The 2,399-nt window shown below is 68.4% G+C and carries 3 protein-coding genes; 1 reads left to right on the forward strand and 2 read right to left on the reverse strand.

Annotated features, from left to right (window positions below):
* Positions 1-339: 339 nt before the first annotated feature.
* The gene (locus tag AC08ON_RS17560; protein WP_476617386.1) at positions 340-690 is read right to left on the reverse strand and encodes an RNA polymerase-binding protein RbpA; all 351 of its coding nucleotides are present in this window, start codon (positions 688-690) and stop codon (positions 340-342) included.
* A gap of 591 nt (positions 691-1,281) precedes the next feature.
* Here AC08ON_RS17560 and msrB point away from each other — a divergent pair.
* Complete coding sequence (gene msrB / locus AC08ON_RS17565; protein WP_476617390.1) at positions 1,282-1,695, forward strand: peptide-methionine (R)-S-oxide reductase MsrB; 414 nt, start codon at positions 1,282-1,284, stop codon at positions 1,693-1,695.
* 309 nt (positions 1,696-2,004) lie between these two features.
* Here msrB and AC08ON_RS17570 read toward each other — a convergent pair whose 3' ends face one another.
* Positions 2,005-2,295 carry a hypothetical protein gene (locus AC08ON_RS17570; protein WP_476617387.1) on the reverse strand — a complete coding sequence of 97 codons (291 nt, stop codon included), beginning with the start codon at positions 2,293-2,295 and terminating at the stop codon, positions 2,005-2,007.
* Between the last annotated feature and the right edge of the window lie 104 nt (positions 2,296-2,399).

Raw genomic sequence — 2,399 nt, forward strand, 5'->3', positions numbered from 1 at the left:
AGACAACCACCGGCACCACACCCCACGAGCCCCTCCGCACCCCCCAGGACCGCAACGTCACCTCCGGCCACGCCTGAATCCGACGCCCACCGGCCGAACCGGCCCCCACCACCGCCCAACACCTGACCCGCGGCCGCACGCAACCAGCCGACACAACACGATGCGATACCCGGCCGGACCCGACGCGGCCACCACGGCCGCCCGGGCACGGCTCAACCCGCCCCGTGCCCGGCAGCCCACCCCATGAACACGACACAACAAACCGACCGCGGACACGGCGAAAAGCCGGACACGGCAACCACTCCGCGCCCGACCCCTACCGCACAACCACCCAAACGATCAGGCTGAACGCCTGTCCGTACCGGTACCCCGCAGAACGGCCAACCGCTCCGCCAGGACCTCCTCAAGGTCATCCGTCGTCCGACGCTCCATCAGCATGTCCCAGTGCGTACGCGGCGGCTTCGCCTTCTTCGGCTCAGGCCGCTCACCATCGACGATGACCGACGCCCCACCACAAACCCTGCACTCCCACACCGACGGCACCTCGGCCTCAGCCGCGAAGGGCATGGTGAACTGGTGGCCGTTCGGACAGTCGTAGGACGCGGACTGCCGTGGGGCAAGCTCGGTGCTGCGGTCAGTCTCGTAGGACACAGCACCGAGACGGCTTCCCCGCAGGATGCGCTCGCCCATATAACTCCTCCGAGCGTCGAGACGTGTGCAACTACCCCTCGATAACGTTCCAGCCAGCCCAGGCGTTCCCACCGACGAAGGACCACCAGCACAACTATGAACACCCAACGCTCCCACTCCACCACAAAATACCGCACCGCCCCCTCCCGAACCCTGCACACCACCACCCTCGGCATCACCCGCGCCACCATCGGCATCCTCGCCCTCAGCCGCCCCGTCGACACCATCCGCCTCACCGGCGTCGACCGCGTCACAGCCGGCAGGCTCGCCTGGCTCGCCGGCATCCGCGACCTCGCCCTCGGCACCGGCCTCCTCCACGCCCTGACCACCCACCGCGACACCACCACCTGGCTGTGGGCCGGAATGATCGCCGATGCCGCGGACGTTGCCGTCCTTGCAACCGCCACCACCCGCGGCGAACTCCCACCCATGGTCGGCACCGCCATGACCACCGCCGCCCTCGGCGGCGTCACCGCCGCCGTCCCCTCGCCCTGCCCCGGCACCACCCGAACACCGACCCACCACCGAACACCGACACCGGGGGAGAGCACCACCACCCCACCCCACCCGCAGAAAGGCAGCCACGACACCATGACCGACCCCCACGACACCACCGGACCCGACAAAATCGTCAAGACCGACGAGCAGTGGCGCGCCGAACTCGACCCCGAGCGCTACGCCATCCTCCGCCACGCCGCCACCGAACCCCCCTTCACCGGCGCCTACACCTACAGCAAAGAAAACGGCACCTACCGCTGCGGCGGCTGCGGCGCCGCCCTGTTCACCTCCGACACCAAATACGACTCCGGCTCCGGCTGGCCCAGCTTCACCCAACCTGCCGTCGCCGACGCCCTCGAACTCGTCGAAGACCACTCCCACGGCATGATCCGCACCGAAGTCCGCTGCGCCCGCTGCGGCGGACACCTCGGCCATGTCTTCGACGACGGACCCGGCCCCACCGGCCAGCGCTACTGCATGAACAGCCTCGCCCTCGACCCCCACTGAAGCCGCCTCCAGGTAAACCGTTTCCCCCGCAGCCCGGGCTGCCAGGCACAGGGAAGCACCTCCCACACCTCGGCGGGTTCACGCCGGGCTCTCCCCCACCCACCAAAAACGCCGATAATGAGCATTATGTCAAGTGGAGCTGGTCGCAGGGTCTCCCCTCCTCGGCTCCGGGCCGCTCAGCCGCAGTTGATCCACCGGCCCGGCTGAACGTAACGCACCTCGACCGGTGGCGTCCCCGGCCAGCGATGCCCCCGATCCGGATGCGGCCGGTCAAACCCAGCCGCCACCGGCCATACGAGGCTTCCATGCCTACCAATGATCAACTTGGCTTGATCTGCTCTTACTCCCCTGGTGCTGGTTGGTGTTTTTGTTTTTGATCATGGTATACGAGATGTCGTCAACACTGTTGATTATCTTGAAGTGAATGTGGAGGACCTGGGCACGGTCCGCGGTCCCCAAACGGACCGTCACCGCCCATGCCTTGAACAGCTCGGCAGCCGCGCCCTGGATGACGGCGTTACGGGCGAACCTGCCCCGGGACGGCGACGTTCGCCGCCGCGTCGGGATCGTCGGGCGGGTCGGGGTCGGTGAGGCCGCCACCCGGTGCGGTGCCGCACCGGGTGGCGGATCCGGCCGCCGTACCGTCCTCCCCTGGTCTGGCCGTACATCGCGGCGAGCATCGCAACCTTCGCCTCGGCCCGGTC

This window comes from Frankia sp. CoWAU3, from assembly GCF_977971855.1.